Origin of the sequence: Bradyrhizobium sp. SZCCHNS30572 (genome assembly GCF_032484415.1) — a bacterium.
Lineage (GTDB): Bacteria > Pseudomonadota > Alphaproteobacteria > Rhizobiales > Xanthobacteraceae > Bradyrhizobium.
Genome location: NZ_JAUESY010000010.1, coordinates 45,223 through 71,691, shown reverse-complemented (window position 1 = coordinate 71,691; position 26,469 = coordinate 45,223). Strand labels below are relative to the sequence as shown.

The 26,469-nt window shown below is 65.4% G+C and carries 27 protein-coding genes; 9 read left to right on the top strand and 18 right to left on the bottom strand.

Going from position 1 to position 26,469, the window contains the following annotated elements; translation table 11 throughout:
• The first annotated feature begins 8 nt into the window (after positions 1-8).
• Positions 9-236, top strand: coding sequence for a hypothetical protein (locus tag QX048_RS27440; protein WP_315827321.1), 228 nt, complete (start codon positions 9-11; stop codon positions 234-236).
• 130 nt (positions 237-366) lie between these two features.
• Here QX048_RS27440 and QX048_RS27435 read toward each other — a convergent pair whose 3' ends face one another.
• Positions 367-1,593, bottom strand: a complete 1,227-nt coding sequence (locus QX048_RS27435) for a CaiB/BaiF CoA-transferase family protein (RefSeq protein WP_315827320.1) — start codon at positions 1,591-1,593, stop codon at positions 367-369.
• 346 nt (positions 1,594-1,939) lie between these two features.
• Between QX048_RS27435 and QX048_RS27430 the strand changes: the two genes are divergently transcribed.
• The gene (locus QX048_RS27430; RefSeq protein ID WP_315714592.1) at positions 1,940-2,506 is read left to right on the top strand and encodes a hypothetical protein; all 567 of its coding nucleotides are present in this window, start codon (positions 1,940-1,942) and stop codon (positions 2,504-2,506) included.
• Positions 2,507-2,626: 120 nt separating this feature from the next.
• On the opposite strand, the gene QX048_RS27425 is transcribed toward QX048_RS27430, so the two are convergent.
• Positions 2,627-3,367, bottom strand: a complete 741-nt coding sequence (locus tag QX048_RS27425; RefSeq protein WP_315714593.1) for an NUDIX hydrolase — start codon at positions 3,365-3,367, stop codon at positions 2,627-2,629.
• Positions 3,368-3,473: 106 nt separating this feature from the next.
• On the opposite strand from QX048_RS27425, the gene QX048_RS27420 reads away from it, so the two are divergent.
• Positions 3,474-4,511, top strand: a complete 1,038-nt coding sequence (locus QX048_RS27420; protein WP_315827319.1) for an SPFH domain-containing protein — start codon at positions 3,474-3,476, stop codon at positions 4,509-4,511.
• Positions 4,498-5,430: a sugar kinase gene (locus tag QX048_RS27415; protein ID WP_315714595.1), complete on the top strand. Its 933-nt coding sequence runs from the start codon at positions 4,498-4,500 to the stop codon at positions 5,428-5,430. Before QX048_RS27420 ends, QX048_RS27415 begins: the two co-directional genes overlap by 14 nt.
• Positions 5,431-5,752: 322 nt before the next feature.
• Here QX048_RS27415 and QX048_RS27410 read toward each other — a convergent pair whose 3' ends face one another.
• From QX048_RS27410 to QX048_RS27395, 4 genes are all read right to left on the bottom strand, one after another.
• A complete protein-coding gene (locus QX048_RS27410; RefSeq protein ID WP_315714596.1) occupies positions 5,753-7,714 on the bottom strand; it encodes an alpha amylase C-terminal domain-containing protein in 1,962 nt (653 codons plus the stop codon).
• Between the two features lie 20 nt (positions 7,715-7,734).
• Entirely contained in the window at positions 7,735-8,106 is a 372-nt protein-coding gene (locus QX048_RS27405) for a tRNA-binding protein (protein WP_315827318.1), read from the bottom strand.
• A gap of 503 nt (positions 8,107-8,609) precedes the next feature.
• Positions 8,610-9,602: an AraC family transcriptional regulator gene (locus QX048_RS27400; RefSeq protein WP_315714598.1), complete on the bottom strand. Its 993-nt coding sequence runs from the start codon at positions 9,600-9,602 to the stop codon at positions 8,610-8,612.
• Positions 9,603-10,043: 441 nt separating this feature from the next.
• The gene (locus QX048_RS27395; protein WP_315714599.1) at positions 10,044-11,036 is read right to left on the bottom strand and encodes an AraC family transcriptional regulator; all 993 of its coding nucleotides are present in this window, start codon (positions 11,034-11,036) and stop codon (positions 10,044-10,046) included.
• A gap of 662 nt (positions 11,037-11,698) precedes the next feature.
• On the opposite strand from QX048_RS27395, the gene QX048_RS27390 reads away from it, so the two are divergent.
• Both QX048_RS27390 and QX048_RS27385 read left to right on the top strand, forming a co-directional pair.
• Positions 11,699-12,073: a hypothetical protein gene (locus tag QX048_RS27390; RefSeq protein WP_315714600.1), complete on the top strand. Its 375-nt coding sequence runs from the start codon at positions 11,699-11,701 to the stop codon at positions 12,071-12,073.
• A gap of 16 nt (positions 12,074-12,089) precedes the next feature.
• A complete protein-coding gene (locus QX048_RS27385) occupies positions 12,090-12,422 on the top strand; it encodes a hypothetical protein (RefSeq protein ID WP_315714601.1) in 333 nt (110 codons plus the stop codon).
• A 291-nt stretch (positions 12,423-12,713) separates the two neighbouring features.
• Here QX048_RS27385 and QX048_RS27380 read toward each other — a convergent pair whose 3' ends face one another.
• The 8 genes from QX048_RS27380 to QX048_RS27345 all read right to left on the bottom strand — a co-directional run bounded on the left by QX048_RS27380 (position 12,714) and on the right by QX048_RS27345 (position 21,866).
• Positions 12,714-13,688 carry an oligopeptide/dipeptide ABC transporter ATP-binding protein gene (locus QX048_RS27380; protein ID WP_316200776.1) on the bottom strand — a complete coding sequence of 325 codons (975 nt, stop codon included), beginning with the start codon at positions 13,686-13,688 and terminating at the stop codon, positions 12,714-12,716.
• Positions 13,685-14,674: an ABC transporter ATP-binding protein gene (locus QX048_RS27375; protein WP_315714968.1), complete on the bottom strand. Its 990-nt coding sequence runs from the start codon at positions 14,672-14,674 to the stop codon at positions 13,685-13,687. The genes QX048_RS27380 and QX048_RS27375 overlap by 4 nt, the downstream gene beginning before the upstream one ends.
• A 34-nt stretch (positions 14,675-14,708) precedes the next feature.
• Entirely contained in the window at positions 14,709-15,626 is a 918-nt protein-coding gene (locus tag QX048_RS27370; protein WP_315714603.1) for an ABC transporter permease, read from the bottom strand.
• Positions 15,623-16,564 carry an ABC transporter permease gene (locus QX048_RS27365; RefSeq protein ID WP_315714604.1) on the bottom strand — a complete coding sequence of 314 codons (942 nt, stop codon included), beginning with the start codon at positions 16,562-16,564 and terminating at the stop codon, positions 15,623-15,625. Before QX048_RS27365 ends, QX048_RS27370 begins: the two co-directional genes overlap by 4 nt.
• 15 nt (positions 16,565-16,579) lie before the next feature.
• Positions 16,580-18,181 (bottom strand): ABC transporter substrate-binding protein, encoded by a 1,602-nt coding sequence (locus tag QX048_RS27360; RefSeq protein WP_315827317.1) that lies wholly within the window; start codon positions 18,179-18,181, stop codon positions 16,580-16,582.
• 228 nt (positions 18,182-18,409) lie between these two features.
• Complete coding sequence (locus QX048_RS27355) at positions 18,410-19,369, bottom strand: N-carbamoyl-D-amino-acid hydrolase (RefSeq protein WP_315827316.1); 960 nt, start codon at positions 19,367-19,369, stop codon at positions 18,410-18,412.
• Between the two features lie 75 nt (positions 19,370-19,444).
• Positions 19,445-20,974 carry an aldehyde dehydrogenase family protein gene (locus QX048_RS27350; RefSeq protein WP_315827315.1) on the bottom strand — a complete coding sequence of 510 codons (1,530 nt, stop codon included), beginning with the start codon at positions 20,972-20,974 and terminating at the stop codon, positions 19,445-19,447.
• A gap of 10 nt (positions 20,975-20,984) precedes the next feature.
• Positions 20,985-21,866 carry an NAD(P)-dependent oxidoreductase gene (locus tag QX048_RS27345; protein ID WP_315827465.1) on the bottom strand — a complete coding sequence of 294 codons (882 nt, stop codon included), beginning with the start codon at positions 21,864-21,866 and terminating at the stop codon, positions 20,985-20,987.
• Between the two features lie 107 nt (positions 21,867-21,973).
• On the opposite strand from QX048_RS27345, the gene QX048_RS27340 reads away from it, so the two are divergent.
• Positions 21,974-22,930, top strand: a complete 957-nt coding sequence (locus QX048_RS27340; RefSeq protein WP_315827314.1) for a LysR family transcriptional regulator — start codon at positions 21,974-21,976, stop codon at positions 22,928-22,930.
• 83 nt (positions 22,931-23,013) lie between these two features.
• Complete coding sequence (locus tag QX048_RS27335; protein ID WP_315827313.1) at positions 23,014-23,337, top strand: hypothetical protein; 324 nt, start codon at positions 23,014-23,016, stop codon at positions 23,335-23,337.
• Between the two features lie 142 nt (positions 23,338-23,479).
• On the opposite strand, the gene QX048_RS35305 is transcribed toward QX048_RS27335, so the two are convergent.
• The 4 genes from QX048_RS35305 to QX048_RS27325 form a co-directional block, all read right to left on the bottom strand.
• On the bottom strand, positions 23,480-23,827 hold the full coding sequence (locus tag QX048_RS35305; protein WP_409999259.1) for an integrase core domain-containing protein: 348 nt from the start codon (positions 23,825-23,827) through the stop codon (positions 23,480-23,482).
• Positions 23,722-23,964 (bottom strand): integrase core domain-containing protein, encoded by a 243-nt coding sequence (locus QX048_RS35300; protein WP_409999258.1) that lies wholly within the window; start codon positions 23,962-23,964, stop codon positions 23,722-23,724. Before QX048_RS35300 ends, QX048_RS35305 begins: the two co-directional genes overlap by 106 nt.
• Before the next feature lie 18 nt (positions 23,965-23,982).
• Positions 23,983-24,153 (bottom strand): transposase, encoded by a 171-nt coding sequence (locus QX048_RS35295; RefSeq protein WP_410052183.1) that lies wholly within the window; start codon positions 24,151-24,153, stop codon positions 23,983-23,985.
• A 264-nt stretch (positions 24,154-24,417) separates the two neighbouring features.
• On the bottom strand, positions 24,418-25,743 hold the full coding sequence (locus QX048_RS27325) for an FAD-binding oxidoreductase (RefSeq protein WP_315714612.1): 1,326 nt from the start codon (positions 25,741-25,743) through the stop codon (positions 24,418-24,420).
• Between the two features lie 241 nt (positions 25,744-25,984).
• Here QX048_RS27325 and QX048_RS27320 point away from each other — a divergent pair, with 241 nt between their 5' ends.
• Positions 25,985-26,461 carry an Lrp/AsnC family transcriptional regulator gene (locus QX048_RS27320; protein ID WP_008962239.1) on the top strand — a complete coding sequence of 159 codons (477 nt, stop codon included), beginning with the start codon at positions 25,985-25,987 and terminating at the stop codon, positions 26,459-26,461.
• The last annotated feature ends 8 nt before the right edge of the window (positions 26,462-26,469 follow it).

The window sequence follows — 26,469 nt, the reverse complement described above, 5'->3', positions numbered from 1 at the left end:
GTCCACTCGTGACGCACCGACCGAACCTGCTGCTCGCCTTCGTCACGTCGGCGCTCGTGATGGTGACCGCCAGCGAGCCGGTGCTGGCCCGCGGCGCCGCCGCCAGCATCATGAATTCACCCGGCTATCAGCGCCGCCTGCAGGAATCGCGGCAGCAGCTTGGCGCGCCGACGGCGCAAGCGCCCACCCCCGTCAAGCCTCGTGTGAAGCACCGACGGCATCATCACGTCCATTGAGACCGTGAACTCGCCGCGAACGTAACGCCCGTAGCCCAATTGAGCGCAGCGGCATCCGGGTTCTTCACCGGCGGTCCTGGCGATCCCGGATGCCGCTGCGCTCGGCCGAGCTACGGCGCGTTGGCCCCGGTTACACCACGCCCCGTTGCTTGAGCGCCGCGATCTTCGCTTCATCATAGCCGAGCCCCGACAGCACGTCCTGCGTATGCTCGCCGAGCAGCGGCGGCGCGCGATACTCGGTGATCGGGGTACCGGAGAAGGTCAGCGCGTTGCGGATCAGGGACAGATGCGGCTCGAACGGGTGTTCGACCTTCACCTCCATGCCGCGCGAGCGGACATGCGGATCGGCGAACACGTGGGCGAAGTCGTTGACCGGCCCGCACGGCACGCCCGCCTTCTCCAGTTCCTCCAGCCAATGCGCGACCGAGTTCTTCAGGAACAGGCCGGCAAAGATCGCCATGATCTCCTTGCCGTTGACGACGCGGTCGTTGTTCCTGACGAATTTCGGGTCGGTCGCCAGTTCTGGCGCCCCTAACACCGCGCAGGTGCGCGCGAACTGCGCGTCGTTGCCGACCACCAGCATCAATTCGCCGTCGGTGCAGCGGAACACGCCGGCCGGCATGCCGCCATTGCCCCAGGTGCCGCGGCGCGGCGGCGACTTGCCGTTGATCAGGAAGATCTGGGCATAGTGCGACAGCGAGGCGATCACGGTGTCGAACAGGCAGACGTCGATGTGCTGGCCGCCGCCGCCATTGACGTCGCGGTGATACAGCGCGGAGAGGATGCCGATCGAGGTGTTCATGCCGGTCATGTAGTCGACGATTGAGGGACCGACCTTCATCGGCCCCGCCCCCGGTTCGCCGTCCATGTGGCCGGTCACGCTCATCAGCCCGCCCATGGCCTGGAAGACCGCATCGTAGCCCGCCCGCGGTGCATACGGCCCGGTCTGGCCGAAGCCGGTGACCGAGCAATAGATCACCTCGGGATTGACGGCGCGGATCGCCTCATAGTCCAGGCCATAGCGCTTGAGATCGCCGACCTTGTAGTTCTCCATGAACACGTCGCAGTCCTTGGCGAGCGCGCGGATGATCTCCTGCCCCTCCGGCGAGGCGATGTTGACCGTGACGGACTTCTTGTTGCGGTTGGCGCAGATGTAGAAGGAATTGTTGTTGTTGGCCTTGCCATCGGGGTCCCTGAGGTAGGGCGGACCGAACGCGCGCGCATCGTCGCCGGTGCCGGGCCGCTCGATCTTGATCACCTCGGCGCCGAGATCGGCCAGCATCTGCGCGGACAGCGGTCCGGCCAGCACGCGGGTCAGATCGAGAATCTTGATGCCAGAAAGCGGCAGGGCCGACATGGAGTTCCTCCGGGAGCTTTATTCCTTGTGGCGGACATCCCGAGCGAGAGCCCCGCCTGTCACCCGCGGATACACCATTTCCCGCGCCGGAGCATTGCGCTGGCGGCATGCCGCCTTGCCGCGGACCGTCGCCCGCATGAGCGCAGCGACATCCGGGGTCGCCACCGGCGCTCGTGCCGAACCCGGATGTCGCTGCGCTCATCCGGGCTACGCAGCCATGCTGACTTTCTTGCTTCGTTTTGTGTGCAGCCTGCGGCGGGACACATCCAGAAACACGGAACAAGGAGCTGTTAAGCGTTCCGGTCGCACCTGGGCGCAGGTTTGATGTCGCACCCCGGAGCACGCCATGACGTCGATCTCTGCATCCTCCATGAGCGGATATTCGCCGCTCGACCTGCTCAAGCAGGAACTCACCAAGGAAGTCTCGGCCGGCAAGGTCAGCTCCGCCGACCAGACTGCGCTGTCCTCGGCGCTCGACGACATCGATTCCGCGTTGCAGAGCGGCAGCTCGTCTTCATCGTCGAGCTCCAGCGCGCCGCCGTCGCCCAAGGAGATGCAGTCGAAGATCGACGATCTCATCCAGAGCGAGGTCGACAGCGGCAAGCTGACCTCGGACCAGGCGACCGAGCTGAAGAACGTATTTGCCAACGCCTTCTCCGGCGGTCCGGGCGGCGCGGGTGGCGCCGGCGGTCCGCCGCCGGCGCCACCGAGCGATGAGTCCAGCACCGACACCACGTCGAGCACCTCCTCCTCGTCGTCTTCATCGTCCTCGTCCCAGGTCGAGGAGCTGTTGAAGAAGCTGCTCGAGGCGCTGCAGAGCTCGAACAACAGCAAGACCTCATCCTACAGCGCCAGCGGCACCAGCTCGTCGAGCTCGACCAGCAAGTCGCTGGTGGTGGATTTCTCGGCCTGACCGGCGAGAGATGGAGCCGTTTGGCCCGGATGAGCGCAGCGACATCCGGGTTCTCCGAGACTCCGCGTGAGACCCGCATGTTGCTTCGCTCATGCGGGGCTGGAAGAGGCGACCACGCCGTCAATCCGGCGCGTTGAACGTTCTGGCGAAATACACCGGCGCCGCCGCCGCCTTCAGCCGATAGAGCTGCGCCGGACGGTTCGGCCCCTTGCGCATCTTGGCGATCGGCTCGATGAGGTCGGCCGAGAGCATGCGGGTGCGAAAGGCGCTCTTTTCCAGCGGACGATCGAGCACGATCTCGTAAGTCCGCTGCAGCTCGGGCAGTGTGAACTCCTCCGGCATCAGATAGGCCGGCAGCGAGGTGTACTCGACCTTGTTGCGCAGCCGCTGCACGGCGGCCTGCAGGATCTCGGCATGATCGAACGCGAGATTCGGCTTCACGCTCATGCCCACGAGCGGAAACCATTGCGCATCGGCCGCGAGCGCGGCCTCCGCCGCTGACGCCGGGATCAGCGCAAAATACGCGTGCGTCGCCGACCAGCCGCGCGGATCACGGTGCGCACTGCCCCAGCTGCCGAGCTGCTCCAGATAGGTGCTGATCACGCCGGTCTTCTCGGCAAGCTTGCGCCGCGCGCAGGCTTCGAGATCGCGATCCTTGTCGACATCGACGAAGCCGCCCGGGAGCGCAAACGCGTCCGGGAACGGCTCTCCCTCGCCGTGGCCGCGCCGCACCAGCAGCACGTGCAGCGCCTCCAGCCGGATCGCGAAGATGACGATGTCCACCGTGGTCAGCGGCCGCGGAAAATCCAGTCCGCCCGCCCTCGCAGCCGCTCCGCCGCCCTGCCCCTGCCGTGCTGCCATACCGTCCGCCCCCGAATTTGTCCCTTGACACTAGCATACTTAGTTGTACTGTCCAACTTAGTAAGTTGGTGTGACACACTTATCCATTGAACGTCAGGAGGCCGCCATGTTCGGCTTACGCTTCATCAAGGCCCAACCCACCACCTATCTCCTCAAGTACCGCGCCGGCAGCGTGGTCGAGGAGGGTGCCGGGCTCTCCACCTTCTATTACGGGCCCGCCACTTCCCTGGTCGCGATGCCCATCGGCAGCCGCGACGCCGCCTTCATCTTCCAGCAGATCGCCCGCGACTTTCAGACGCTGACGATCCAGGGCCAGGTGACCTACCGCATCGGCGAGCCGAGGAAGGCGGCGGCGATGCTCAACTTCACGCTCAAGCGCGACGGCAAGACCTACGAGTCTGATGACCCGGAGGAGCTGCCGCAGCGCGTGCTCGGCGCGGTCGAGGTGCTGGCTCAGCAGGCCGTCAAGGACATGACCCTGAAGGAAGCGCTGCGCGCCTCCGACCGCATCGCCGAGACGATTGCGGCCGGACTGAAGCGGCGCGCCGACATCGAGGCGCTGGGCCTGGAGATCCTCGGCGTCGCCGTGCGCGCGGTGAAGCCGACGCCGGAGACCGCCAAGGCGCTGGAGGCCGAGGCGCGCGAGGCGATCCTGAGGACCGCGGACGAAGCCATCTTCGCGCGGCGCAATTTCGCCGTCGAGCGCGAGCGGGCGATCCGCGAGAGCGAGCTCGACACGGAGATCGCGGTCGAGCAGAAGAAGCGCTCGATCCGCGAGACGCAGATGGATGCGGAGGCCAGCGTCGCCGCGAAGAAGAACGAGCTGCGCGAGGCCGGCATGGTCGCCGATATCGGGCTCGAGGCCAGGCGGAAGGATTTCGTGTCGCTGAATGCGGCGAACACCCGCACTTTGGCGGATGCCGAAGCCTATCGCGTCGGCGCGCTGATGAAGATCTTCGAGGGCGTCGACACCCGCGTGATCCAGGCGCTGGCCGCCACCGGCATGCAACCCGGCCAGTTGATCGCGCAGGCGTTTTCGGGCCTCGCCGAAAAGGCCGAGAAGATCGGGCAGCTGAACGTCTCGCCGGAGCTCCTGAACAGCCTGATGCAGAAGCCCGCGGAGGCCGCCCGTGTCCGGCAATGACCGCAAGGTGGTGCTGGTTGTCAGGAGAACGCGGCTCGAGGAGCTGATCACCAGATTCCTCACCGCGGACCAGGCCCGCTTCTATGTCGAGCATCTCGGCGCCGACTTCTCCGACTACGAACGCGAGCACGCGGCCTACCAGGCCGCGCGCTTGACCAGCGTCCAGACGCTGGAGCGCTGGGGCCGCTACCAGATCGTCGACCGCGGCTTCCTGCCGAACTTCATCTTCGGCCCCGCCGACATCGTCGCGGCGCTCGGCCCCGACGGGCTCGTCGCCAACACCATGAAATATCTCGACGGCCAGCCGCTGCTCGGCCTGAACCCGGACGCGGCCCGGCATGACGGTGTGCTGCTGCCGTTCGCGCCGGCCGATCTCGCGAGCTTGCTGCCGGAGGTTGCTGCCGACCGGCGCGCGGCCAAGGCGGTGACCATGGCGCGCGCGAGCCTCGCCGACGGCCAGGTGCTCCATGCGGTCAACGACCTCTTCATCGGCGCGCGCACGCATGTCTCGGCCCGCTACGAGATCGCGACCCGCGAGCATCAGGAGCGGCAGTCCTCCAGCGGCCTGATCGTCGCGACCGGACTCGGCTCGACTGCGTGGTTCAAGAGCATCGTCACCGGCGCGCTGGCGATCGCCGGCAACTTCGGCAGCCCCACGACGGGCGGCGACTACACCGCCCTGCCCTGGGACGCCCGGAGCTTGCGCTTTGCCGTGCGCGAGCCGTTCCCGAGCAAGACGTCACAGACATCCCTGGTCTGCGGAGGGCTGAATGGCGCCGAAACACTGCGCCTGCGCTCGCTGATGCCCGAGAACGGCGTCATTTTCTCCGACGGCATCGAGGCGGATCACCTCGATTTCAATGCGGGGACAGAAGCGGTGATCGGGATCGCGGAGCGACAGGGCCGGCTGATCGTGTAGTCCGATTCAGCAGGTAGATCTGCTCATGACACGCCCCGCTCTCACCACGTCATTGCGAGCGCAGCGATGCAATCCAGAGTCCCTCCGCAGAGAAAGTCTGGATTGCTTCGCCGCGCTCGCAATGACGGAGGAAAGACCAGCGTTCATCTTCCACAGGTCGTCGCTGCGGGCGCGCTGCCGTAGGGTGGGCAAAGCGGCCGCCGAAGGCGGCGGCGTGCCCACCTTCCATCCGCGAACGCATCAGCAAAGATGGTGGGCACGGCGCCATGACGATCTCGATCGTGGACAGAGTGCGGATGCGCCTTGGCCCACCCTACGGCCGTCACGCCCGCGCAAACACCAGTACGCCATTCGCGGGGATCGTCACCATCGCCGAGCACGGCTGGCCGTGCAGCGGCGGGCCGCCTGCGCTGACCGCGCCATTGTTGCCGACCACATCCGGATTGACCCAGTTGTCATAGACGTCGCTGTTGAATACCTCCTTCCACTGCCCCGCTGCCGGAAAGCCGATCGCGTAGTCGCGCCATGGCGTCTCGCTGAGGCTGACGATCACCATCACGTCGTCGCCCTGGCCGTCCCAGCGGTGGAAGGCGAGCACGCGGTTGCCGTCATGGACGTGGACGATGGCGCATCCCTCCGCGGTCAGCGCCGGATGGGTGCGGCGGATCGCGATCAGCTCGCGCGTGAAGCGCATCGCATCAGCGGTGATCTTGTCCTCGCCGTCGAGCAGCCCCCAACTGATCGTCGTGTCGGGGTTCGGCGTGTCGCTCCATGGTTTGTCCTCGAACAGTTCCTGGCCCATGAACAGCATCGGGATGCCCGGCGCGGTCAGCAACAGGCCCGTGGCGACGCGGCTGCGGCTGCGCGCATACCAGCAGCGGCTGTCGACGGGATCGGCGAGGCGCGGGATGCGCGGCTCGCGGCCGGCATAGACGATGTCGTGGTTCTCGATCGAGTTGACCGCGCGCCAGCGCTTGTCGAGGCTGAGATCGGCGATCGCCGCGGCGATCGGCTGCATCGGGACGACGGCGCCCGCGCCGCCGGCCGCGCTCGCGACGGCGCCGCGCACCGCGAGCCGCAATCCGTCGCTCCAGGTCGCATCGAAGCCGGCGCCGCCATGCGCGATGTCCCTCACCACCCACGGGTTCACCGGCCAGTATTCCGCGATCTGGATCGCATCCGGCTTCTCCGCGCGCAGCGCTTCGGTGAGCTGCTGGCAGGTCGCCCAGCCGCCGAAGCGGTCCATCACGCTGACCTCGTCGAAACGCAGGCCGTCGGCGTGATACTCGCGATAGAACATCACGGCGTTGTCGACGAGATACCGCCGCACGTCGGCGTTCCAGTAGGCGAACACCTGGCCGCCCGCCCAGCCCTGATCGGTGAAATACAGGCTGCGATTGGGATCGCCATAGGCCTGACGGTCGAAGAACCAGATGCTGCTCTCGTCAAAACCGCCGCCGGCGTGGTTGTAGACGACGTCGAACAGCACGGCGATGCCATGGACATGACAGACGTCGATCAGCGCGCGGAGCTGGTCGTCGCAGTGACGCACCACGCCGATATCGGCGTAAGGTGTCGCGCCGGCTGCGACGAGGATCTCGTTGGTGCGTTTGAAGTAGGCTGCGAGATGCGCGTCTTCTGCCTCCCCGTACTCGGTCTCCGGGCTGAACAGGTCGGTGCCGTTGTAACCCATGCTGAACATGGTCGGGAATTCCTGCACCGGCAGCAGCTCGATCGCGTTGACGCCGAGCTTCGCCAGATGCGGCACGCGCTCGATCACGTCGAAGAAGCAGCCGTCGGGATTGCCCGCCTTCATGTCGAAGGTGCCGACATGGAGCTGATAGATCACGAGCTCGTTGTTGGGCGGCGGCGTGTAGTCGGTGTCGTGCCAGGGAAAGGCGTGCGGATTGCGCAGCACCGAATGCGCCTGCGGAAACGGTGGATCGACCGTGAGCAGCCGTGCATGCGGGTCGCGCTTGTAGCCGGAGCTGCCTTCGCCCTCGACGAAGTACATATAGGCGTCGCCGTCCTTCAGAGACGGCACGAAGATTGCCCAATGGCCGTTGCCGATCGGCGCCAGCCGGCAGCTCGCATCCTGCGCCCAGTCGTTGAACGGGCCGGAGACGTAGACCGCCTTGGCATGCGGCGCGAACACGCGGAAGGTGGCGCCGCCGGTCACCAGGGTGCCGCCCATGGGAGCCTTGAGAAGATGCATCTGCCTGAGCGAAATCCTGAGGCCTTCGGGGAACGGCGGCAGCGTAACAGGTTCGAGCAGCATATCCATGACGGTCCGCTCTCCGCGCGTCAGAACAGCCGCGCGCCGTTCGGCACGCGCTTGTCGGGCTGGAACAGCACGACGTTGCCCTGTTCATCGGGAAAGCCGAGCGTCAGCACCTCGGACATGAACTTGCCGATCTGGCGCGGCGGGAAGTTGACGACGCCGGCCACCTGGCAGCCGACCAGGGTGGCCGGATCGTAGAGCGTGGCGATCTGGGCGCTGGAGCGCCTGGTGCCGATGCCGGGCCCGAAATCGATGGTCAGCTTCAGCGACGGTTTGCGCGCCTCCGGATAGGGCTCGGCCGCGACGATGGTGCCGATGCGGATGTCGACGGCCAGGAACTGGTCGAAGCTGATCCCTGCCGCCACCGGCGCTGTGGGATCATGGGCAAGATGCATGGCGGCCTCATCGAATGCGCGACCGCGCGGGAAGGCTAGCGGTGCCGACGCGGTCTGGGTCGGAATCTTTAATCGCCATAAGGGCTCCTGACAATGCACGCGCCCGGCGACGGCACGGCATATGGACGATTGGCTGTATTGGTGTGGCAGGCCGGTCGCAGCCTGCGGAGCCTTCAATCGCAGGCCAGGCAAGCGGGGGTGCAGCTGCCCCCCATCGCCGAGCGGGAGGTGCGTGAATCGCCATGGCATGTCGCTAGCGGCGAATGGCCGCGTGCACGCCTTGACCCGCCCTGCAGCATGTCCGCCGCCGAGCGCATGACTATGACACGTCGCCCGTAATGTCGCAGTTCGGTCGCTTTGCCTCCAGACCCAGCACGGTGGCCCAGCCTGGCTGCGAATACTGGACATCATCAGCAAGCTTCGCCGGGCACAACCTGCCCACCGCGCGTTGCTGGCCCCGGCGCTCTTTGGAATGGTCCTGCCCGGCGCCTCTGTCAGGCGAGCTAGGCGGCTCGCCGCCCGCGCGACAGAGTGTCGGATGGAAGCTCACCGAACATCTCGCGATAGTCTCTTGCGAAGTGTCCGAGATTTCCGAAGCCGCAATTGAAGGCGACTGCAGAGACGGAGGTGCGCTGATCCGCCCCCGAGAGCATCTGTTTTGCCTGTCGCAATCGCACCGTTTTTGCAAACGTCGTCGGAGAGTATCCGCGGCTTTTTTTAAACGCCGCATACAGCGCGCGGATGCTGACGCCTGTCTGCGATGCCAGCTCCTCGATCGTGATGGCGCGCCCACAAGAGGCCTCGATATACTCTTCGGTCAGCCGAACGATCCGCGGCGCGACGTCCTTTTCGTCTCTCTCCAACAGCTCGCTGAAATTGTGGCGGTGAGCCGACAGGAAGGAAACGATGAGAGCCTGCTCCAGTTCGGCCAGCACCGCGCGTGGCAGCTCTGTAGCCGTCGCATCCAGCTGATGAGCGAGGAACATCGTCAGATCGCGCAAAACCAGAGCGTTCGGCTGCACCGCAGCCGCCATGGGATCAAACCTGAGGACGCCAGCCGGCTTTGCGCCCAGGAGCGTCGTCAACGACCTTTCCAGCGCCCCCGTACTTATTCGAAGAATGAGCTGCGCATAACCTGGCTCGAACACAATCCTGATCGGTTCACCCGGCGGAATTATACAGGCCTGCCGCTCAGTTATCGCGATCGCCGTGCGATTTAGAACGGTCAAAGCTCTGCCTTTGAGGCCAATTTGCAGGCGCGCGAAGTCGCCCTCCGGGAACTTAACGACCGACGTTCCCCCGTCATATGAACAAAAGCCAAGGCCGATATTCGCAAGCCGAAGGTAGTTGCCCACCCCCAGGAAGCCATCTGGCTTGGTGACTGTGAAGCCAGTTGCCCCGTAGACGGTACGCAACGCGTGCTCCATCGCCTCCGGATCGTCTGTACGAATGACGGGAGCGCGGCTCAGCAGGCTTACGGATTGATCTAGGTTCATCGGAAGATGGTACCTCGGTTTGACCGAACTGATACTCCGGGAAAACACCGGTCAGCGGCGAGGTGTCGCAGTTCCATCTTCTTCATCGACGCGCTTCAATTTCCTTCCAGATTACTACTTTGCCTCATCTCATGAGGTCTGCGCTGGACGACGCGGCAACCCTCCCGCCTACCCCCGAGAGAATATCCGCCATGAAGTTGAAGCTCGCTACGCGTATATCCAGCAGCGACGTCAGGTGAACGTGACCCGAACAAGTTGAAAAGCGCGGCGCTTTCTACGAGACGAGAATATTCGAAAGACCTGACCCGCTTCTTGGCGCCTCGCCGCAGTCGGACGGCGTCATCATGATTGGCTCTCAGCTTGAGTTGGCGACCCGCGCTTTGCTTCGCCGCTGCCCAAGCGCTATTGGGACTGGCCTGACCGACGCTTCTGTAAGGCGAGCTAGGCGGCTCGTCGCGAGCGCAACAGAGTTTCGGATGGAAGCTCACCGAACATCTCGCGATAGTCTCTTGCGAAGTGTCCGAGATTTCCGAAGCCGCAATTGTAGGCGACTGCAGAGACGGAGGTGCGCTGATCTGCCCCCGAGAGCATCTGCTTTGCCCGTCGCAATCGCACCGTTTTCGCAAACGCCATCGGCGAGTATCCGCGGCTCTTCTTGAACGCAGTATAGAGCGCGCGGATGCTGACGCCTGTCTGCGAAGCCAGCGCCTCGATCGTGATGGCGCGGTCCCAAGAGGCCTCGATATACTCCTCGGCCAGCCGGACGATCCGCGGCACGACATCCTTTTCGGCTCTCTCCAACAGCTCGCTGAAATTGTGGCGGTGAGCCGACAGGAAGGAAACGATGAGAGCCTGCTCCAGTTCGGCCAGCACCGCGCGCGGCAGCTCTGTCGCCGTCGCATCCAGCTGATGAGCGAGGAACATCGCCAGATCGCGCAAGACCAGAGCGTTCGGCTGCACCGCAGCCGCTATGGGATCAAACTTGAGGACACCGGCTGGCTTTGCACCGAGCAGCGTCGTCAATGTCTGCTCCAACGCCCTCGCGCTTATTCGAAGAATGAGCTGCTCATAACCTGGCTCGAACACAATCCTGTTGGGTTCGCCAGGCGCAACTATGCAGGACTGCCGCTCGGTTATCGCGATCGCCGTGCGATTCAGAACGGTCAAAGCGCTGCCTTTGAGGCCAATTTGCAGGCGCGCGTAGTCGCTTTCCGGGAACTTGACGACCGCCCTCGCCCCGCCATAGGCACAAAAGCCAAGGCCGATATTCGCAAGCTGAAGGTAGTTGCCCACCCCCTGGAAGCCATCTGCCTTGGTGACTGCGAAGCCAGTTGCCCCGTAGACCGTACGCAACGCGTGCTCCATCGCCTCCGGATCGTCCGTACGAATGACGGGAGCCCGGCTCAATAGGCTCACGGATCGGTCCAAGTTCATCGGTCTGTCCTCGCTCACGGCTCGCTTGAATACTGAAGAGTACGTCCTCCGGACTGATCCAAGTCAACTCCGAGAAACTCCCGTCACGCGGGAGGCGGCCAGGCGCCGCAGCTCGATCATGTTCCCGACTTCTCACATGTTAACTTGAGCAGGTAACTGGCTAGTGTTGCGGCTAATTCTGAGCAACGTTTGCAGAGTTTGGACTTGAGAATAACTTCAAAATCGCCGCGCGACGCGCTTCAATCTCGTTGAGATGAGCAGGCAGCAGGTTCTGTAGAGTGCGACCGTAAGAGAGGAGATGAACGTGGCGGCACGGGAACCGGCATCCCGGCGAAGTGGAACTCATGAGTTCCGTGCTGGACGAGGCGGTGATCCCCTGCCCAAGGCCGGGCAAAACTCCACCACGAAATCAAGACTCGCTAAGCGCATCCTCGCAGCGACAGACAGGGTTGAACGTGACCGAGCGAGCCGAGACCCGCGGCATTTTGGGGAGACGATAATGTTCGGAACACCAACACACCTAACCGGCGACGCTCGGCGCTTGAGATTCTCGATCTTGCGAAGCAGGTCACCGAAGCGATGAACTTATGCCCTTGTCACAACGCGAACCTGGCAACGTCCACACGCCTGTCGATATGAGGCGAGATGAAGTGAGTCCAATCATGCTGATCAAGACGGTCACGTTGCATTCTCTTAGTTATCTTGTAGGCATTACCAGTTCAGTGGCGGTGCACCAGGTCATCCCCTCGCCGGGCACAGCGAGCGTCTTCCAGTCTGGCACGGCTGCAATAGGTCATCAGCAGGTCGCCAATCGCTCGACCAAGAGCGATAAGTTGCCAATCAGGCAGGCAAAGCGTCAACTCAACGTGCCAAGTTTCAATTTCGGAACCAACTGTAAACCGCCGATTGATGTCCGTGGGCGCTGCTTTGCAGACGCCGGAGGGACCCGCAAGGTCGCGCTGTCCGTTCGCGGCCCCCTTCGCGGCATACCGATTGCTTTGAACCAAATTGGTCCTGATGCGACAGATCTCGTGTAGTGGTGGTGCAGGCAAAATGACCGATATTCGAGGCGGCGACCTGTCCAATCATTCGGTATTGAAATCGCTCAGCAGAATCCGCACAGCAAAGCTGCACCTCGATCGGCCGACGTCGCACCAATCGACAGAGGCCGCCCTGCTGTCGCAGATCGCGCTTTGCGACGTTCTGTTGGACGAAATTAAATCGGTCGCTTGCAGTCTGAAGCGGGCGAGAGCCGTACCCAGTGAGCCGACGTCTGGTCGCAACCGCGCGCGGCTGCGGTACCATTCCTCAAGACATGATCTGCAGCGACGACGCGCGGCGCAGCGATGCCGCGTGCCGTCGAAGTTTCGTTCGGTCGCCACCTAGCCCGGACGAGCGCAGCGACATCCGGGTTCGCCGACACGGCACGTAAGACCCCGCATGTCGCTGGCGCCGACGCGCGTCCCGCGCGCCGGCTGTCGCTCATGCGGGCTACGCGCTGCGCCCATATCCGCGCGAGAAACGCACCATCTCTCCTCCCTCATTGCGAGCTGCGCTCGCAATGAGGATTGGCGCGGCGGTCTCGTGCGTCAAGCTGTCATTCGCACCGGGCGCAGTGGGCAGGTCGCTTCGCGGCTTTCGCCGCGTAGCGCCTTTGCCCACCCTACGCTACTACAACTACGCATTCTCCAGATGGCACGCCACCCACTGGTCCTCGCCCTTCAGACGCAGCTCGGGCGCCTCCATTCGGCAGCGTTCGAATGCGAGCGGGCAGCGGGTGTTGAAGCGGCAGCCCTTGGGCGGGTTGACGGGGCTGGGAACGTCGCCCTTGAGAATGATCGGGGTGCGCTCGGCGCCGGGTTCGGGAATTGGGACGGCTGAGAGAAGCGCCCTGGTGTAGGGATGGCCGGGAGACGCAAAGATCTGCCGTCTGGGGGCGAGCTCGACGATGCGGCCGAGATACATCACGGCGACGCGGTGCGTCATGTGCTCGACGATGGCGAGGTCGTGGCTGATGAACAGCAGCGCGAGGCCGAATTCGCGCTGCAGGTCCTGCAGGAGGTTGACGATCTGCGCCTTGACGGAGACGTCGAGCGCGGAGACCGCCTCGTCGCAGACGATCAGGTCGGGCTTGGCGGCGAGCGCCCGCGCAATGCCGATGCGCTGGCGCTGGCCGCCGGAGAATTCGTGCGGACGGCGGTTCACGGCGTCGCGCGGCAGCCGGACGATCTCCATCAGCTCGGCAATGCGCGCATCGCGCTCGGCCGCAGTCTTGGCGAGGCCGAAATTGTTGATCGGCTCGGCCAGGATGTCGCGGATCCGCATCCGCGGATTGAGGCTCGAGAACGGGTCCTGGAACACGACCTGGACGCGGCGGCGCATGTCGCGCAGGCTGCCCGGGCCGAGATCGTCGATCCGCGTGCCGTCGAGCACGATCTGGCCGGCCGTGATGTCGAACAGGCGCAGGATGGCGCGGCCGACGGTGGACTTGCCGCAGCCGGATTCGCCGACCAGCGACAACGTCTCGCCGCGCGCGATCTCGAACGACACGCCGTCGACGGCGTGCACCCGGCTCTTGGCTCGCCCAAACAGGCCGCTGCGGATCGGGAAATGCTTCTTGAGGTCGTTGATCTGGAGCAGCGGCATGGTCATGCGGCGGCCTGCTCCTTGGCAGCGAAATGGCAGGCGGCGATGTGATGCTTGGCCTTCTGCTCCAGCCCCGGCGCATATTGGCGGCAGACGTCGGTGGCAAGCGCGCAGCGGCCGGCGAACACGCAGCCCTCGATGCGCTGCTTGAGGTCCGGCACCTGGCCGGGAATTTCCGCGAGACGCCTGGTCTCGCCCGACAGCGACGAGCCGAGCTTGGGCAGCGCGCCGAGCAGGCCCTGCGTATAGGGATGGCGCGGCGAGCGGAACAGCTCCCTGACCGGCGCTTCCTCGACCTTGCGGCCGGCATACATCACCATCACGCGCTCGGCGACCTCGGCCACGACGCCGAGATCGTGGGTAATCAGGATGATCGCGGCGCCGACGCGCTGCTTCAGCTCCAGCATCAGCTTGAGGATCTGCGCCTGGATGGTGACGTCGAGCGCGGTGGTCGGCTCGTCCGCGATCAGGAGCTTCGGGTTGCAGGCCAGCGCCATCGCGATCATCACGCGCTGGCGCATACCGCCGGAGAGCTGGTGCGGATATTCGCGCACGCGGCGTGCCGGCTCAGGGATGCCGACCAGCGTCAACATCTCCACCGCGCGCGCCTCGGCCTGCGCCTGATCGAGCCCCTGATGCAACCGCAGGGTCTCGCCGATCTGGCGGCCGACCGTCAGCACCGGGTTGAGGCTCGTCATCGGCTCCTGGAAGATCATCGAGATGTCGTTGCCGCGGAGCTGACGCATCTCGCGGTCGGAGAGCTTAAGAATGTCCCTGCCCTCGAGCTTGATCGAGCCCGCGATCTTGCCCGGCGGCTCCGGGATCAGCCGCATCATCGACATTGACGTCACCGACTTGCCGCAGCCGGATTCGCCGACGATGGCGAGCGTCTCGCCGGGGTTGACGTGGAAGGAGACGCCATCGACGGCACGGTTGATGCCGGTCGGTGTGCGGAAATGGACCTGGAGATTCTCGACCTCGAGCAGCGGCATCATTTGAGCTCCCGGCGATCTCTGACTGCGCTGCTCATGGGCTCTTCGCCATGCGCGGGTCGAGCGCGTCGCGGAGGCCGTCGCCGACAAGGTTGACGGCGAGCACGGTCACCGAGAGGAACGCGGCGGGGAAGAACACGATGAAGGGCTTGACCTGCCACAGCGCGCGGCCTTCGGCCATGATGTTGCCCCAGGACGGGATGGTCGGCGGCGTGCCGGCGCCGATGAAGGACAGGATCGCCTCGGTGATCATCGCGCTGGCGCAGATGTAGGTCGCCTGCACCAGCATCGGCGCCATGGTGTTGGGCAGGATGTGGCGCAGGATCACCATCGGCGTGCGCGTGCCCGAGGCGACCGCGCCATCGACATAGGGCTGCTCTCGCAAGCTCAGGACGACACCGCGCACCAGCCGCGCCACGCGCGGGATCTCGGCAATGGTGATGGCGAGGATGACGTTGCCGACGCTGCCACGCGTCAGCGCCATCAGCGCCACCGCGAGCAGGATCGGCGGTATCGACATCAGCCCGTCCATGCAGCGCATCAGGACGCCATCGGCCCAGCGCAGGAAGCCGGCGACAAGACCGATGGTGAGGCCGATCAGGGAGGCGCCGAGCGCCACCGCGAGGCCGACCGTCAGCGAGACGCGGGTGCCATAGAGCACGCGGGAATAAATGTCGCGGCCGAGCGCATCGGTGCCGAACCAGAAATCCGCCGACGGCAGCCGCGTGCGCTTGGCCGGCGCGATCGCGGTGGGATCGACGGTGAAGAGGAATGGCGCGAACACGCCGATGATGACGAGCAGCAGCAGGAGCGCGCCGCCGATCGCAACCGTCGGATGGTTGCGCAGGAAGCCGATGGCGCCGCGCCGGATCTTCGGCGCGACCATCAGGTCGGGCAGAACAGGCGCGAGGACGAGGCCTGGCGGCGGCGATATGGAGGTCGTGGCGGTCAATAGCGGATCCTCGGGTCGACCAGGGTGTAGGTGACGTCGATCAGGAGATTGACGAGCACGTAGACGAAGCTGAACAAGAGCACGATGCCCTGGATGACCGGATAGTCACGGCGCAGGATGGCATCGATGGTGAGCCGGCCAAGGCCCGGAATGGCGAACACGCTCTCGGTGACGACGGCGCCGCCGATCAGGAGCGCGATGCCGATGCCGACGACGGTGACGATCGGCACCGCGGCATTCTTCAGCGCATGAATGAACAGGATGCCGCCCTGCCCCAGGCCCTTGGCGCGCGCGGTGCGGATGTAATCCTGCTGCAGCACCTCGAGCATCGCGGCGCGGGTGATGCGCGCGATCAGCGCGATGTAGACGCAGCCGAGCGCGACCGCCGGCAGGATCAGGTTCTGCAGCCACGGCCAGAACCCTTGGGCCAGCGGCGTGTAGCCCTGCACCGGAAGCCAATCGAACTTCAGCGCGAAGACGTAGGCCAGGATGTAGCCGACCACGAACACCGGGACCGAGAAACCGAACACGGCGAAGGCCATGATGATCCGATCGATCCAGGTGCCCGCCTTCCAGGCCGCGATGACACCGAGCGGCACGGCGATGATGATCGTGAGGACCAGGGTGACCATCATCAGCGACAGCGTCGGCTCGATACGCTGGGCAATCAATGCCGACACCGGCAGGTTGGTGAAGATCGAGGTGCCCAGATCGAAGTGCAGCAGGCGCCAAACCCAGCTGCCGAACTGGACCAGGAATGGCTGGTCCAGTCCGAGATTGGCTCTGATACGCTCGACGTCGGCCGGGCTCGCCTGGTCGCCTGCGATCACAACGGCCGGATCACCCGGCGCGATGTAGAGCAGGCTGAAGACGAACAGCGCGACGATCGCCATCACCGGCAGCGTCGACAGGACTCGGCGGAGCGCATAGGTGAGCATGGGAGGTCTTTCGCCCTATGCGGTCTTCGACACGCCCCAGAACAAGGGGATCGGCCCTTTGGTCACGCCCGAGACGTTCTTGCGCCAAGCGGTATAGCCGAGGAAGAACCCGGTGGGTGCGAACACCACGTCGTCGATGGCCGCCTTGTTGATGCGGCCGGCGACCGCCTTCTCCTCGTCGAGCGACTTGGCGTTGAACCAGTTGGTGATCTCCTTCTCCACCGGCTCGCTGGTCGGCCAGCCGAACCAAGCCTTGTCACCATTGGCCCGCAGCGCGGTGTAGGCGGCCGGGTTGATGCAGTCGGCACCTGCGTGCCAGGTGTGGAACATGTGCCAGCCGCCTTGCGAAGGCGGCGTCTTCTGCGCGCGGCGGGCGCCGACGGTGCCCCAATCGGTGGCGACGAAGTCGACGGTCATGCCGAGCTTCTTGAGGAGATCGGCGGTAACGTCGCCGAATGCCTTGGTGATCGGCTGGTCCTGCGCGACGACGCAGGTGATCGGCTCACCCTTATAGCCGGCCTCCTCAAGCAGCTTCTTGGCCGCCGCGAAATCGCGTTTGCCTTTGAGGATGTCGCCGCCCGCCTCGGTATAGAGCGGCGTGTCCGGCGTGAAGAAGCCGGGCAGCGGCTTCCACAGCGCGTTGTCGTCGCCGACCAGCGCGCGCATATAATCTTCCTGGCTCATCGCCATGAGGATCGCCTGGCGCGCCTTCACGTTGTTGAACGGCGCATGCAGGTGGTTCATGCGGAACGAGCCGACATTGCCGAGGGGATCGCCGATGTCGACGCCGATGTTCTTGTTGCCCTTCAGCACCGGCACGAGATCGGTGATCGGGTTCTCCCACCAGTCGACCTCACCATTCTGCAGCGCGGCAGCCGCGGTCGCAGGATCCGGCATGATCACCCATTCGACGCGATCGACCAGCACCTGCTTGCCGCCGGCGAGCCACACCGGCTTCTCCTGGCGCGGCACGTAGTCGGTGAACTTCTCGAACACGGCCTTGGCGCCCGGCACCCACTCGCCCTTGACGAATTTGAACGGGCCAGAGCCGACATATTCCGACATCTGCTTGAACGGGTCGGTCTGCGCAATGCGCTCGGGCATGATGAAGGCGCAGGGCGCATTGCCCTTGCCGAGCGCGAACAGCATCTTCGGATAGGGCTGCTTCAACACCCATTTGAAGGTCTTGTCGTCGACGGCCGTCAGTTCGTTCTGCAGCGCCTTCAGCATCAGGCCCATCGGATCGCGCGCCGACCAGCGCGTGAGGCTGGCGACGACGTCCTTGGCGAGCACCGGCTCGCCGTCATGGAATTTCAGTCCCGGGCGCAGCTTGAAGGTCCAGGTCAGGCCGTCGTCGGACACCTGCTCGGATTCCACCATCTGGCGCTGCGGCACGAACTGGTCGTCGATGCCGTACAGCGTGTCCCACACCATCGCGGCCGCGTTGCGCACGACATATTGCGTGCCCCAGATCGGATCGAAATTGGCGAGATTGGCCTGTGGCACAAAACGCAAGGTGCGTGCGGCAGCGCCTTGTGCGATCGCCGGTGCCGCAATCCCCGTCAGCGCCAGACCACCCGCGCCCGCCAATCCCTTCAATACCGTCCTGCGATCCATGTTCTCTCCTGATGCAACATGCCAAGTTCAATTGCCGAAATTATAAGCAAGGCCCATGCCATGCGCGTGGAGTGCATTTATTTGAACGCAAATGAGGCACGGAGCGCAAGCTTTTGCGTAGCCCGGGCGAGCGCAGCGCCCCCGGGTTCTCCCGCACAGTTCATGCGAACCCGCATGTTGCTTTCGCTCATGCGGGCTACGGAAAGTGCCGTGCAGCAACATCGTGCGTCACGCCTGCTTTCTGACGGGCGAGCCGTCGGCCATCAGCGTCTCGCCCTTGCGCTCGACGATCATGCCGTAAGCTTGCGGCTGGCGATGGGCGTCGAAGTTGAAGACCGTCTGCTTGTAGGATCTGCACAAATCGAGGTCACAGCGCGCCAGCGCGATCTCATCGCCCTTGGTGGCACAGGCCGCGACGATCTCGCCGGAGGGTGCGATGATGCAGCTGCCGGCGATGTGGTCGATGCCCTCCTCGATGCCTCCCTTGGCGACGCCGATGACCCAGGTGCCGTTCTGATAGGCACCGGACTGCATCACGAGGCGGTTGTGGAACAGCGAGAGATCGTCATGCTCCGGCGCGGGCGGATTGTGCACCGGCGTGTTGTAGCCGATCAGCACCATCTCGACGCCCTGCAGCCCCATCACGCGATAGGTCTCCGGCCAGCGGCGGTCGTTGCAGATCGCCATGCCGATGACGCCACCGAAGGCGCTCGCGACGCCGAAGCGCTTGCCGGGCTCGAAATAGCGCTTTTCCAGGTGCTGGAACTTGCGCCACGGCTCGTGCTCGGCATGTCCCGGCAGATGCACCTTGCGGTATTTCGAGACGATCGCGCCGGTCTTGTCGACGAGAATGGCGGTGTTGTAGCGGTGCACGATGCCGTCCTCGAGCGCCAATTCGGCATAGCCCAGGCAGAAGCCGATGCGCAGCTCCTTCGCGAGCGCGAACAGGGCCTGCGTTTCCGGCCCCGGCATTTCGCGCTCGAAATAGAGGTCGATCTCGGCCTGATCGGCCATGTACCAGCGCGGGAAGAACGTCGTCAGCGCGAGCTCGGGATAAACGATCAGGTCGCAGCCATTGGCGTGCGCCTGCCGCATCAACGCCATCAGTCGCGCAACCACCGCGGTCCGTGTTTCGCTCTTGGCAATCGGGCCGAGCTGACCAATGGCGACGTTGACGAAGCGCGGCATGTTTCCGTTCCTTATTTCGGAACTAAGTGGTCGTTCCGTGGCGCGCAGCTCTTGCACCGATCATGCCATGCCCGCTCAGTCGCGCAAGCCCGGCGCGTAGCCGAACGCCACGGCCGGCTCGGCCGCGGTCTCGACCCACACGCTCTTCACCTGCGTGTATTCGTACAGCGCCTCGATGCCGGAGGAGCGGCCATGGCCGCTGTTGTTGTAGCCGCCGAACGGCGAGGCGACGTTGATGGTCTTGTAGGCGTTGATCCAGAACGTCCCGGCCTTGACCTGTGCTGCGACGCGATGCGCGCGCACGACATCCCTGGTCCACACCGCGCCCGCGAGGCCGAACTCGCTGTCATTGGCGATCGCGATCGCCTCCGCCTCGGTGTCGAAGCGGATCGCGGCGACGACCGGACCAAACACCTCCTTGCGCGCGATACCCATGGCGTTGGTGACGTTCTTGAGCACGGTCGGCTTGACGAAATATCCGCCGTCCTGCGCCACGCCATTTGCGCCAGCGGCGATCTCCGCCCCCTCCGCCGCGCCTTCCCGGATCAACGACAGCACGTGATCATATTGCCTGGCGTTGTTGATCGGACCGATCTCGGTGTCCGCCGACAGCGGATCGCCGCATTTGATCTTCACTGCACCTTTTGCAACCAGATCGACGAAGCGGTCATAGACCGCGCTCTGCACCAGCAGCCTGGAGCCGGCGACGCAGCTCTGTCCGGCGCCGCCGAAGATCGCGGCCTGCGCGCCGACGGCGGCGCGTTCGAGATCGGCATCGGCAAACACGATGTTGGCGGACTTGCCGCCGAGCTCGAGCACCGACGGCAACAGCCTGCGCGCCGCAGCCTCGCCGATCAGCCGCCCGGTCGGTACCGAGCCGACGAACACCACCTTCCTGACCGCGGGCTGCACCAGCGCCGCCTGCCCCGTGGTGTGGCCGAAACCGGCGAGCACGTTGACGACGCCCTTCGGCAAGCCCGCGCGTTCGGCGATGCCTGCCAGCGCCAGCGAGGTCAGCGGCGTCAGCTCCGAGGGCTTGAGCAGCACGGCGTTGCCCATGCTGATCGCTGGCGCGATCTGCCAGCCCGCGGTGAAGATCGGCGCATTCCACGGCGTGATCTGCAGCACCACGCCCATCGGCTCGCGACGCGTGTAGTTGAGATGGCTTGAGGGCACCGGGATGACGTCGCCGTGGAATTTGTCGGCCCAGCCGGCATAGTACTCGAACATCTCCGCGACCTTGGCGACCTCGCCCCTGGTGTCGCGGATCGGCTTGCCGGCGGACAGCGCTTCCAGATGCGCCAGCGGCTCGGCCGCGGCGAGGATCGCCCGCGCCACCGCCTGCATCACGCGGCCGCGGCCCGCGGCGGTCAGCTTCACCCATTCCGCCTGCCCCGCCCCCGCAGCAGCAGCCGCCTTGGCCGCCACGTCGGCACCGGCATCGGCATAGGTGAACAGCAATCTGCCGGTGGCGGGATCATTCACCGAGACCGTCGCGCCATCGCCGACGATCAGGTCACCGCCGACATGGGAACCAACGGCCTCCAAGTCAGGCCAGAACGGCAGCGTGGCGGCGCGCAGGCGGGGATCGATGAAATGGGTCATGGCGGCACGCTCACGGCTTCGGCATCGGACCGAGCTGCAGCTCGACGATGCGGTTGAAATCATCGGTGTCGGCGATGCTGGCGGCGCTGTCCGCCCAGATGCGCGCGGTGTCGGCGGCCATCGGCAGCGACAGTCCGAGCTCGCCGATGAACTGCGCCGCGAGCCTGACGTCCTTGCGCATCAGCTGCATGGTGAAGCCGGAGTCGAAGGCGCCGTTGAGAATCCAGTTGGGCACGTTGACGAGCGTGACGCCGGAGCGGCCGGAGCCGGCATTGAGCCCTTCGAGCAGCCGCACTGCGTCGACGCCCGCCGCATCGGCGATGCGCAGCGCCTCCGCGGCGGTCAGCAGATGCGCGGCGCAGAGAAGATTGTTGACGATCTTGGCGACGTTGCCGGCGCCGACGCCGCCGACATGGACGCGCTTGGCGCTCATGCGCTCCAGCACCGGCAGCACGCGCGCGAGATCATCGCCGTCGGCGCCGATCACCATCGTCATGGTGCCGGTCGCCGCGCCCTTCGGCCCGCCGCTGACCGGCGCATCGACGAAGCCCATGCCGCGCGCCTTGAGAAGGGCTGCGAGCCGGCGCGAGGTCTCGGGATGCGAGGTCGAGGTGTCGACGATGACGACGCCGGCCCTGGCCTGCGCGAGGATACCGCCGGCGCCTTCCACGACATCGGCGACGATGCCGGCGGTCGGCAGCGACAGGATCACGATGTCGGCGGCGGCGATCACGCCGCCGATGCCGTCGGCAATCGCGATGCCCTCGGCCGCGAGCGCCGCGCGCGTCGCGGCTAGCGTGTCGTAGCCGGTGACGGCGAAGCCCGCGCCCTTCAGCGTCAGCGCCATACCGCGCCCCATGTTGCCAAGTCCGATGATGCCGACCGCGGTCACGAGGCCTCCTGCCAGATTTGCCTCGCCAGCGTAGCCGCGCAATTCCGGAGCAGACATCAGCGCCGTCCGCCGCTAGTGTTGACCTCAGGTCAACACGTTCCGAAGCCATGTCCGCCCTGCTCGATCACCACCGCCTGCACTATCTGCACGAGGCGATCCGCCTCGGCTCGGTGCGCGCCGCCGCCGAAGCGCTCGACGTCAACGCGTCGGTGATCAGCCGGCAGATCGCGCTGCTGGAAAAGGAGCTGGGCCTCACCTTGCTCGAGCGCCTCAGCCGCGGCATCCGCGCCACCGCGGCCGGCGCGCTGCTGGTCGAGCGCTTCCGGCAATGGCAGGCCGACCAGGCCGACACCGTCGCCAAGCTGCGCGAATTGCAGGGGCTCAAACGCGGCCATGTCGACATCGTGCTCGGCGAGGGTTTCGTCAGCGACCTGATGTCCGGCCCGCTCGGCCGGTTCTGGCAACGCCATCCCGACCTCACCATGGCGTTCGATCTGGCCGGCACCAACGAGGTCGTCAATGCCGTCGCCGAAGACCGCCATCACATCGGCCTGGTGTTCAACCCATCAGCCGATCCGCGCATCCGGATCGCGACCGCGAGCCGGCAGCCGCTCTGCGCGATCATGCCGCCGGATCATGCGCTCGCGCGGCTCGGCCGTCCCTTGCGCTTGCGCGAGCTCGCCGATCACCCCCTCGGACTGATGCATCCGAGCTACGGCACGCGTCAGGTCGTGGCAATGGCGGAGGCCGCCGAGCGCATCGCCCTGTCGCCGAAGCTCACCACCAGCTCGATCAACGTGCTCCGCCACTTCGTCAGGAGCGGCCTCGGCCTGACGCTGCTGCCGGCCTTCGCGATCGCCGCCGATCTTGCCGACGGCTCCCTTGCCGCCGTGCCGGTGGACAACCGCCTGCTGGCCTCGAGCGAAGCCTGCGTCATCACCCGGCGCGGCCGCGAGCTGCCGCATGCCGCCAGCCATCTGCTGCGCTTTCTCAGCGGCCAGATGCGGGCGTTCCGGGTCGGAGGACCCGCCGGCAAGACCAGGACGCGCGGCGCCGGACGTTGATCCGCACAGATCATCACGGATCGTTTTCCGTTGCGCTCGCGCGTGGGTTGCGATTGGATGTTGTAATTTAGGGAATCGACCTCATGCGCCACGCTCTCGCGATCGCGTTCGGCCTGTGGGCGGCGACAGCAGCTCAGGCCGAGACCTGCCAGCTCATCGGCAACCAGATCCTGTGCGACGACGGGAGGTCGGGGCAGCGGATCGGCAACAACACTTACTGGAATGACGGCTCCTCGTCACAGCAGATCGGGCGCTTCACCTACAACAACGACGGCAGCAGCTCGCAGCAGATCGGCAACCACACCTACTACAGCGATGGCACGTCGTCGCACACGGTCGGAAGCACGACCTACTTCAGTGATGGCAGGACGTGCCGGCGGATGGGCAAACAGATTCATTGCGACTAGTCAGCCGCCCCGACCGGACCGCTGCAGCAGATTTTCGGCAGGAGGGCGCTGGAGCGGGTGAAGGGAATCGAACCCTCCTATTCAGCTTGGAAGGGTTTCGGCGCCTGAATGTTTTCAGGGCCCATGACCTTGCACCCAAGTTTTATCCAGATCTGAGTTCGTTCGGGCGGTTTGATGTGCCCATCTGGGCGGTCGTAGCGGCGGGAGCTGGCGCGGAGCTCTCGGCATAGCGCAGCTCCAGATCCCGACGCGGATTGCAGGTGGCGGCGAACTCGGATGGCGTCTTCCATCCGAGCTGGGAGTGCGGCCGAGCGTCGTTATAGTCGGTCCGCCAGCATCGGAGCGCGACGCGGGCCTGAGCAAGCGAGGTGAACAGCGTCTCGTTCAGCTGTTCATCCGCAGGCGACCGTTGAAGCTCTCGATGAAGGCGTTCTGCATGGGTTTGCCCGGCGCGATGTAGTGCCAGGCGACACGGCTCTGATCGGTCCATGTCAGGATGGCATTGCTCGTGAGCTCGCTGCCGTTGTCGCTCACCACCATCTTGGGCTTGCCGCGCTCGGCGACCGGCCGGTCCAGCTCCCGGGCGACCGGGGCGCCCGAGAGTGAAGTGTCGGCCACCAGCGCCATTCTCGTCCTCCAGCGTCTTCACAGCCGCTTGGCCTCCGAGACGTCCATTCCGCCGAACTTGGCCTTCCACTTGTAAATGCTGGCGTCGCTCACGCCATGCTTGCGGCAGAGATCGGCGACCGGAACGCCAGCCCCGTGCTCCTTCAAAATCCCAATGATCTGCTCTTCCGTAAAGCGGCTGCGCTTCATGCTCTGGTCCTCGTTGGGCCAGAACGAACTTCAAACTGGATTAAGCCCCAGGGGCAAGGTCAGCGAATACCAACAAAATCAGAAAGTTGAGAACTCGTTTGGGGGGAAAAGGCATCATTGTTCTGCAACGCCTTCCAAGAGCAGGCCCCAAACGGACTGGACGAAGTCAGCCGCAGACCGAAGGGCCGCAGAGCGGAACCGGTGAATTCGGCGAACCGAACGGTCTGGCGCAGTCGGGGGCTTAACGTCCCGGAGACGCAACCTTCAGAAGTCTGCGACCGTCTTGGACTCATGCCGGGCGAAACGCGCGGGCGCGTAGGGCCTGGGATCGACGATCGGTTTGGCGGAGGTCACGAGATCGGCGATGAGATGGCCCGCACCTGGCCCGATGCCGAAGCCGTGGCCACTGAAGCCGGCGGCGACGATCAGGCCGGGCAGCGCGGCGAGCTCGTCGATCGCAGGCACGCCGTCGGGCGTGGAATCGATGTAGCTCGCCCACGCCGCCGTGACGCGGCTCTGCTTCAAGGCCGGCAGCAGCTCGACCGCGCGCGCCCGGGTCAGGCGGATGGTGGCCTGGTCCGGCCGGGGATCGAGGATGCGGGTCAGCTCCATCGGCGTCGGCGCGTCGAGCCGCCAGCGGCCGACCGTCTCGTGGCCGGCGCGCAGGCCTTCGAGCCCGCCGGGCAGCAGGCTGCGCCAGCGCCTGGCGAACATCGGCAGGAAGTGCGACGCGAAGCGCAGCTGCTGAAGTGTAGGATCGACGCGGCCGCGGCCGCTGATCGCGAGCGTATGGCCGCCGTCGCCGCGCCGGGTGATCGAGACGGCGGCGGTGTGCAGCGCCGGGGGCAGCGGCTCCGCCGACGGCGACAGAGCGAGCGCCGAGGCGCGGATCGAGGCCATCGGCAGTGCGACACCGAGCTGATGGCAGAACGACGAAGCCCAGGCGCCGGCGGCGAGCACCGCGACCGGCGTGCGGATGGTGCCGCGCTCGGTGATCACGGCCGACAGCCGGCCGCCGCTGGTCTCGACGCCGCGCACGGCGCACATCTGGTGCACCGAGCCGCCCTGCTTCAGGATCGCGCGCGCCACCGCGGGCGCGGCATCGGCGGGGCTGGCGGTGCCGTCGGTCGGCGAGAACACGCCGCCCTTCCAGCTGCGCCCGGTGGCAGCGCCGCGCTCCGTGGCCTGACGGCTATCGAGCATGTGCGTGGTGACGCCGGCGGTTTTGGCGAACTCGCCCCAGCGCGCCCAGCCGGCGAGCTCCGCCTCGTCATTGCTGAGATAGAACAGGCCGCAGCGCGAGAAGCCGGTCGCCTCGCCGCTCTCGGCCGCGAAGCGCTCCCACAGATCGAGGCTCAGCGTCGCCATCGGCAGCTCGCGCGCATCGCGGTTCTGCTGCCGGCACCAGCCCCAATTGCGGCTGGACTGCTCGGCGCCGATGCGGCCCTTCTCGATCAGCGCCACCGCGAGCCCGCGCCGCGCGAGGTAATAGGCCGTGAACACGCCGACGATGCCGCCGCCGATGACCACGGCATCTGCACGCGCGGGCAGCGTTGGCGATGTCTCGACGTGCACCAGCGGTGCGGGCATGCGGTCTCTCCGGCTGTAGGCTTGGACAGGTTAGAGCGGTATCAGGCCGCACGGGCGCCGGATTCGCGGCCGGGACGGCATATCATTCTGCCAGCCGGCGCAGCGCCGGCGTATTGTTTTGCATCGCATAATCCCGGCGGATACGGCCCCATTCTTGCTTTACGGACATTTCGTTGGGCCAAGCGCAGAATTTTCTGCTGTAATGGGGACCCGACCTCGCGCCACACGGGACCACGGCTTCATGAAGCTCGATCGCATCGACATCAAGATCCTGCATGAACTGCAGAAGAACGGCCGCGTCACCAATGTGGAGCTGGCCGAGCTGGTCAATCTGTCACCGAGCCCCTGCCTGATGCGGGTGAAGAAGCTGCAGGCGGAAGGCTATATCGAGGGCTACTCGGCGCAGATCTGCGTCTCCAAGCTCGGCCAGACATTGACCGTGTTCACCGAGGTCACCCTGAAGAACCACCGCCAGATCGACTTCGCCCGCTTTCTCGCCGCGGTCGAGAAGATCGACCAGCTGATCGAGTGCCACCTCGTCTCCGGCGGCTACGACTACATGATGAAGTTCGTCACCGCGGGGATCGGCGAGTACCAGACCATCATGGAGCGGCTGACCGACATGGACATCGGAATCGAGAAGTACTTCAGCTTCGTCGTGCTGAAGTCGCCGATCGTCAAGCCCTATCTGCCGCTGACCAGCCTGTTCCAGATGTAGCCGCGCGG